6 protein-coding genes are annotated in these 6,954 nt (G+C 65.4%); 2 read left to right on the forward strand and 4 right to left on the reverse strand.

Going from position 1 to position 6,954, the window contains the following annotated elements; all coding sequences use genetic code 11:
- Positions 1–386 precede the first annotated feature (386 nt).
- Complete coding sequence (gene rnc, locus FVW20_RS18900) at positions 387–1,079, forward strand: ribonuclease III (protein WP_196610777.1); 693 nt, start codon at positions 387–389, stop codon at positions 1,077–1,079.
- 100 nt (positions 1,080–1,179) lie between these two features.
- Here rnc and FVW20_RS18905 read toward each other — a convergent pair whose 3' ends face one another.
- Positions 1,180–2,079, reverse strand: a complete 900-nt coding sequence (locus tag FVW20_RS18905; protein ID WP_196610778.1) for a flagellin N-terminal helical domain-containing protein — start codon at positions 2,077–2,079, stop codon at positions 1,180–1,182.
- Between the two features lie 302 nt (positions 2,080–2,381).
- Between FVW20_RS18905 and FVW20_RS18910 the strand changes: the two genes are divergently transcribed.
- Positions 2,382–2,777 (forward strand): flagellar protein FlaG, encoded by a 396-nt coding sequence (locus FVW20_RS18910; protein WP_196610779.1) that lies wholly within the window; start codon positions 2,382–2,384, stop codon positions 2,775–2,777.
- Between the two features lie 701 nt (positions 2,778–3,478).
- On the opposite strand, the gene FVW20_RS18915 is transcribed toward FVW20_RS18910, so the two are convergent.
- The 3 genes from FVW20_RS18915 to FVW20_RS18925 form a co-directional block, all read right to left on the reverse strand.
- Positions 3,479–5,116: a flagellar hook protein FlgE gene (locus tag FVW20_RS18915; protein WP_196610780.1), complete on the reverse strand. Its 1,638-nt coding sequence runs from the start codon at positions 5,114–5,116 to the stop codon at positions 3,479–3,481.
- A gap of 66 nt (positions 5,117–5,182) precedes the next feature.
- The gene (locus FVW20_RS18920; protein WP_196610781.1) at positions 5,183–5,974 is read right to left on the reverse strand and encodes a flagellar hook assembly protein FlgD; all 792 of its coding nucleotides are present in this window, start codon (positions 5,972–5,974) and stop codon (positions 5,183–5,185) included.
- Positions 5,975–5,983: 9 nt separating this feature from the next.
- A partial coding sequence (locus FVW20_RS18925; protein WP_196610782.1) for a flagellar hook-length control protein FliK occupies positions 5,984–6,954 on the reverse strand: 971 nt, incomplete at its 5' end.

Below are 6,954 nucleotides of genomic sequence, written 5' to 3' on the forward strand. Positions count from 1 at the left end.
CCCGCGGCAGCACGGGCGGCTGCGGGGATTGCGGCGGCACGGCGTGGGCAGGCCGCCAGGTGGCAAGCCGGGCTGGAAGGGCAGGCGGGGTGGCTGGTGGTCTGGGCGAGTGTCGGCGTCATGCAGAGGCAGTCAGGGGGTGCCGGCCAATGTGGCAGGCAGGTGGAGCCAGGCGGGGCGGACCCGGCGGGAAGGCGGCAACGGCGCATCATGCAGCGCCGGAAATTTGACGAGCGGGCCGCGGGCGGCATGGGGAACGCAGGTAGCTTGCGCGGTGCGGGCGGCCTTGCACAATGGGGGCGGTGCCGGTATCGTTCCCGGCCATGACCGGAGCGCCGGGCGGCAAAAGCTGCCGGGCGGCACCCAGAAGGAGTAACCACCGACCCATGTTCGAAAAGCTGCAAAGCGACATCCATTATGCCTTCAACGACGCTGGCCTGCTGGCCACGGCCATGACCCACAGCTCGTGGGCCAACGAGCAGCAGGAGCATGTGGAGCACAACGAACGCCTGGAATTTCTGGGCGATGCGGTGCTTGAGCTGTGCGTGTCGGAAGAACTGTTCGCCCGTTTTCCCGGCGCCCGCGAGGGCGACCTGACCCGCATGCGGGCGCGCCTTGTCAGCAAACCGGCGCTGGCGGAACTTGCGCGTGACCTGCAACTGGAACTGTACCTGCGGCTTGGCAGGGGCGAGGAAAGCCAGGGAGGGCGCGAACGCAGCTCTTTGCTGTCGGACGCGCTGGAAGCCATGCTGGGAGCGGTGTTTCTGGACGGGGGGTACGAGCGGGCGCGGCATGTGGTGCGCCATGTGCTGGCCGCCCGCTGGCCAAGCGATGCCGACGGCAAGCGCAGCAAGGACTACAAGAGCCGCTTGCAGGAGCTGACGCAAGGCCTGTTCCGGGAGCGACCGGTGTATGTCCTGATGGGCAGCAGCGGGCCGGAACACGAAAAGCGCTTCGAGGTGCGGCTGACGCTGCCGGACGACACCGTGTTCACGGCCATCGGCCCCAGCGTCAAAAGGGCCGAACAGATGGCGGCCGGTCTGGCGCTGAAAAAGCTGGAGTCACGCAGCGAGGGCTGAGATGGAGACAATGACCGGGAAGGCCGTTCCTTCCCGGTCCTGTTGTCTTTGGTCAACCTTCGCCAACTGATGTGCGGTGTCACGCCGTGGGCGCGTCCTGCTAGCCGCCGCCGATGAGCTGCATGGCCATCTGCGGCAGCGAGTTTGCCTGCGAAAGCATGGCCACGGCGGACTGGGTGAGGATCTGGTTGCGCACGAACTCGGTCATTTCCTCGGCCACATCCACGTCGGAAATGCGCGACTCGGAGGACTGCAGGTTTTCCGCCTGGATGGTGAGGTTGCTGATGGTGTTCTCCAGGCGGTTCTGCAGGGCGCCGAGGGCCGCGCGGATCTTGTCCTTGGAGATGATCGCCTGGTCAAGGGCGGTCAGGGCGTTCTGGGCGGCCGACTGGGTCGAGATGGTGTAACCCCCGGCCGCAACGCCCGCGGCGGACGCGTTGCCGATGCCCAGTTGCGATGCCGTGGCCCCGCCGATCTTGATGTAATAGTAGTCCTCGTTCGAATCGTTGCCGGTGCCGAAGTGGATCTTCAGCTCGCCGGTCTGCCGCAGCCCCGACCCGTCGTGCGTGCCCGAAAGGGTGCCGTCCAGCAGGTGGATGCCGTTGAAGTCCGTGGCGTTGGCGATACGGGTGATTTCCGAGGCCATGGCCTGATATTCGGATTCGATCATCAGACGCTGGTCGGAGTTGTAGGTACCCGTGGCCGCCTGTTCGGCCAGTTCCTTCATGCGGATGAGCTTTTCGTCGATGATCTGCAACGCGCCGTCGGCGGTCTGGATCATCGAGATGGCGTCGTTGGCGTTGCGGATGCCCTGACGCATGGTGGAAATATCGGCCCGCATCAGTTCGCGAATGGCGAGGCCTGCGGCGTCGTCGGCCGCAGTGCCCACGCGCAGACCCGAGGAAAGGCGGCGGGTTGACGTAGCCAGGCGACCGTAGCTCTCGTTCAGGTTACGAGAGGCGTTCAGCGCCATCATGTTGTGATTGATGACCAAAGACATGTGGTGAACCTCCTTCGGGTTGTCTGGCCAGCATTAAGCAATGTTGGTGCCAACGTATTTTTTGCAAAGAAAGGTAAGGCGTTAGCAAAACTCTAGACACTGTGTGCCCGGTTGCCGACGCGCCCATGCCAAAATTTTCCCAGGGCTTGCGGGGTGCTGTGCGGCGCGGGAGCGGGGCGGGGGAATTTTTTGCATCCCTTGCGCGAAGGCCGGGCCGCCCCCCTAATCTGGCGGCGCAATCCGCCGATAAGTAGTGTGAGACGATGTTTCCGGGGGAGGCAATGTCGCCTCGAGGAGGAATCATGATGCTGCTGGACGAAATCCAGACGGTAACGGCAGGTTCTTCCGCGGGATCGGATATCAAGCGCCCCCCGGCACGCGGCCTGGCCGCCGCATCCTCATCCGCTACTTCTCCATCTCTTGCGGAATGGCAGCCGACCGGGGACGAACGATCCGCGGAAGCGGACAACGTGGACATGCAGCAACTTGAACGCACGCTGAACGACCTTTCGCACACCCTTGAAGCCAAGGGCGCCGCGCTGAAGTTCGAAATAGTGAGCGACCAGGGCGTGGTGCAGGTCGAGGTGTCCGAAAAGAACAGCAACAAGGTGCTCATGCGCATACCGCCAGAAGGGGTGCTGCGCGTCGGCAAGGATGGGGGCATGACCCTCGGCGGGCTGCTCAACCGGCAATACTAGGGAGCGGCGGCGGGTTGCACCACCGCCGCTCCACCCCGGTTGCAGGGCATGTCGCGCCCAGGCGCCGCCGTAAGGGGCGCGGGACAACGCACGCCTGCACAGCCTGCGGCATCGTGCAGCCTTGCCTACTAGGTTCTCCGGTCTGGCTGCGCCAACCGTGCGGAGCTTGCGCCCCGCCCATGGTCGGGCACTGGTGACGGGTGTCGGGCAGACGCCACGAGCTGGCGCGCCATGCTGTCGTGCCCGGCAAGGGCGCAATGGCGGGCGGCTCTTTGGAGCGGTGCGGCTGCCGCGAAAACATGTGTGCCCATCAGGCTGTCTGCTTGCGCACGCAGCGCGCCTGCCGCCTGCCGTCATTCGCCTCACTTCCGCCCCTGGCGCCGCATTTCTTGGTCCTGCGTCTTGCCCGCCTCTTGTGCCTGCCGCCTGCCCCATGTCCCCCACTCTTCGCATTGGCCCGCTGTTGCCCTCCGGTGCCCGGCCAGGCCATGTCCGGTGCCCGGTCTCGTGATGTCCGGTGTCCGGCCTGGGGCTGTCCGGTGCCTGGGCACGCCGTGTCCGCGCACAGACGCAAAACATCCCGTGAGCCCCTTTTCGGAGGGACGCACGGGATGTTTTGCGGAGGCACGCCGGGTCGCCGCCGCCGACACGGTGCGGACGCGGGTTCGGGCCCGCGTCCGCCGGTCGATCATGATCCGCCGCTAACGCTTCATGTTCACGACGGTTTCAAGCATGGTGTCCGTTGTGGTGATGACCTTGCTGTTGGACTGGAAGCCACGCTGGGTGGTAATCATCTGCACGAACTCGCGGGCAAGGTCCACGTTGGACTGTTCGAGCGAGTTGGAGTTGACGGAACCGTACCCGTTGGCGTTGGCAGGCCCCGCCAGCGCATCGCCCGAGGCGCGCGTTTCGGAGAACAGGTTGCCCCCTTCGCGCCGCAGGTTGGTGGGGCTGGTGAAGTCGTACAGGGTGATCTGGTACAGGTCCAGGATGACCCCGTTGGAGTACCGGCCATGCACCACGCCGTCCTGATCCACGGTGATGTTCTGCAGGAAGCCGAAGGTGTAGCCGTCCTGCTTCTGGAAGATCATGGACGATGACCCGCCGTAGCTGGTCATGGCCGTGGATTGCCGTTCGCCCTGCGCGCCCAGCCCGCCAAGGTTGCTGGCGTTGCTGCCGATGGCGGCGGCGCTGGCAGGGGCGCTGCCCCAGGAGTTGCTGAGGTTGCGCAGGCCGAAGTTCAGCTCCATCAGGTACGGCTCGGCCTCGGTGGGCACCGTGGGCGAGGTGTAGCTGGCGTTGGCAACGCCCGAGAAGTTGGCCACGAACAGCGGGTAACCGTTGTTGGAGAAGGTGGTGGGCACCCAGTTGTTCATGTCCTTCAGGTTGCCGGTGGCGCCGCTGGCAATGGTGAAGGCGGTCATGTCCGTGAGCTGGCCGGAGGTGTCGAATGTCAGCGTGCCGGTCATCAGGATGCCCGCCGCCGAAGTGCCCGAGAAGTCCAGGCCGTTGACCGAGCGCAGGTCGTCCGAGGGATTCATGGTGACCATGTATTCCCAGTAGCGCTTGCCGCTGGCTGCGTTGGCCACGGAATCGGTGGACACTTGGTCGAAGTAGACGGTCAGTTCGTGCGAGGTGCCGCCTTCGTCATAGACCTTGATGGTGGTCTGGTAGGCAAAGCGGCTGTCGGCCAGCGGCGTGGCGGCCGAGCCGTCCCAGTTGTTGAACACCGAGAAGAACGGGTTGGCGCCGTTGACCGACTTGTCGCCGCCGTCGCGCGCGTCGAGGTTGTGGGCCGAGGTGATGGTGGACGTGTGCTGCGGCTCGGCCGTGAAGCCGTCGAGCTTGATGTCCTTGGGCGACCCGGCCCCCTTGATCTGCGAGGTGGTGGTGGTCACCTGCGCGGTGGAAGTGGACAGCGAGGGGCGGGCCTTTTCGATTTCCCAGCCTTGCAGCACGTAGCCGTGCGGATCGACCAGGTAGCCGTCGTTGTCGAAGCGGAAGTTGCCCGCGCGGGTGTAGTACGAGGTTTCCTGCCCCTTGGGCCGCACCTGGAAAAAGCCCTTGCCGCCGATGGCAAGGTCGGTTGCTTCGTTGGTGGTTTCAAAGGCGCCCTGGCTGAAGTCGCCGAAAATGGCGCCGATGGACACGCCCCGGCCAACCTGGCTCACCCCGGCCGCGCTGTAGACGTCCTGGTTGATGAAGTCCTGGAAGTCCATGCGCGAGCCCTTGAAGCCCACGGTGTTGACGTTGGCGATGTTGTTGCCGAGAACGTTCATCTTCTCGCCGTGGGCCAGCAGTCCCGAAACGCCGGTCCACATACTTGCCGTGACACTCATGATCGACCTCCTGTGTCCATGCACCCCCGTGGGGGTGTAGTGTGCGTGCTCTCGTTCCGCAGGGGGTTAGCTGTCGCCTTCCGTGCCGCTGCCGGAATCGTCTCCGGTATCATCCCCGGAATCGTCGTCGTCCGGGTCGTTGCCGTCGGTGTTGGTATTGGGCGCCACGATTTCGGAGACGTTGCTGAAGGCTATGTGGCGACCGTCCGCCAGGCTCAGGTAGGGTTCGCCGTCCACCTTGACCACGCCCGACACCTGGCCGGAAACCTGGGTGGTGATGTACACGGACTTGCCGTCCGTGCCTTCGCCGTACATGGCAACCGCGTAGACACCGTCCGGCACCATGGTGCCCTGGTAATCCTTGCCGTCCCACTTGTACTGGTAGGTGCCGGGCTGCTTCGCGCCCATCAGTTCCGTGCGCACCAGGTTCATTTGGCTGTCGTAGATGTTGATGTAGCCGTTGCTCACCTGTTCCTGCGTCGTGAAGTACACCGTGCTGACGGAGTTTACCGTCGCACCGGTGCTGTCCTTCTGCGAGGTCTTGCTGATCTCGTAGCCGCTGGCGGTCACTTCCTTGCCGATGTAGCCCACTGCGGCGGACATCTGCTGCTGCTTGGCGCTGGCGTTCAGGTCGGTGATGCCGGTGGAGATGTTGGTGAGCTGTTCAAGGCTGGTGAACTGCGCCAGCTGGGCGACGAATTCCTTGTCGTCCATGGGGTTCAGCGGATCCTGATGGCTAAGCTGGGCCACCAGCAGGTTCAGGAACGCCTGCTTGTCCAGTTCATCGTTCTTGGTCTTGGCGCCAAGGTAGTTGTTGAACGTCTGCTCGGCCTGACCGAGTACGGGGCTGGCTGCCATGGTGGCCTCCTATGCGATGATGTCGAGCCCGGAGGCGGTAAGAGTTGCCGGGCGTCCTGCGGCAGCCGCCGAGTCCACGGCCTGCATGCCGGGGGCGTCGTCCCCGTCGCGCAGGCGGCGCAGGCGGCGGTAACGTTCGCGCTCCGCGTTGCGGGTCTGCTGTTCCTGGCTGGCGTTGTGCTGGGCCGCATCCTGCCAGGCCTGCGAGAACGAGTTGTCCTGCAACTGGGTCTGCACTTCCAGCCGGTCCACCTTCAGCCCCTGCTGTTCCAGCGCGGTGCGCAGCACATGCAGCTGGTCGTTGATGGCCTGCGCGGTCTCGGTGCGGTCGGGGCGGATGGTGGCGTTGACCTCTCCGTTGCGCACGGAAAGGGTCACGGTCACGTTGCCCAGTTCGCCGGGGTCGAGCTTCATGGTCAGCTGGCGGGTGCCGTCCTGCATGGAGGTGAGGATGCCCCGCTCAAGCTGGGCCGCCGCCTGTTCGGAAAGATAGGGAGTCAGGGCCTGGCCCTGTCGCGGGGCTGCACCCGCCGCGTTGGCGGCGCTGGCCGAAGCGTCGGCCATGCTCTGGGCCGCGCCGCTGAGAGCCGGGCTGACGTCGATCCTGCGCAGCAGTTCGGCCCACGGGTCGCTGCTGCCGCCGGAAGCGGGCCGACCATGCTGGTCCTGCTGCCAGGCCGAACCCTTGCCCTCGCCCGACTGCGAAGACTGCCCGGACTGCTTGTCCAGCCCGAAGGCCTGCGCCTGGGCATTGCCCTGCGCCATCTGCGTCTGCTGGCTGTTGGCTCCGCCGTTGCCCCTGTTGTCGTTGTGCAGCGGCACGTTGTGCTGCATGGCATCGCCCGTCTGCACGGCGGCGTGGCGCGGGTCGGACAACGGTCCGGCATGCTCCTGGGTGCCGCCCCCGGTGCGCATCAGGCCGGACTGGCGGGTCTTGCCCGCGTTGGCCGATGCGCCGTCGCGGCGTTCGGCGTCCAGTG

It is taken from the genome of Nitratidesulfovibrio oxamicus (assembly GCF_015731765.1).
GTDB classification, from domain to species: domain Bacteria; phylum Desulfobacterota; class Desulfovibrionia; order Desulfovibrionales; family Desulfovibrionaceae; genus Cupidesulfovibrio; species Cupidesulfovibrio oxamicus.

Bases quoted from the DNA above. Each gene is read 5' to 3' on its own strand.
- FVW20_RS18915 (WP_196610780.1), bottom strand. From the start codon at position 5,116: ATGAGTGTCACGGCAAGTATGTGGACCGGCGTTTCGGGACTGCTGGCC.
- FVW20_RS18910 (WP_196610779.1), top strand. From the start codon at position 2,382: ATGATGCTGCTGGACGAAATCCAGACGGTAACGGCAGGTTCTTCCGCG.
- rnc (WP_196610777.1), top strand. From the start codon at position 387: ATGTTCGAAAAGCTGCAAAGCGACATCCATTATGCCTTCAACGACGCT.
- FVW20_RS18905 (WP_196610778.1), bottom strand. From the start codon at position 2,079: ATGTCTTTGGTCATCAATCACAACATGATGGCGCTGAACGCCTCTCGT.
- FVW20_RS18920 (WP_196610781.1), bottom strand. From the start codon at position 5,974: ATGGCAGCCAGCCCCGTACTCGGTCAGGCCGAGCAGACGTTCAACAAC.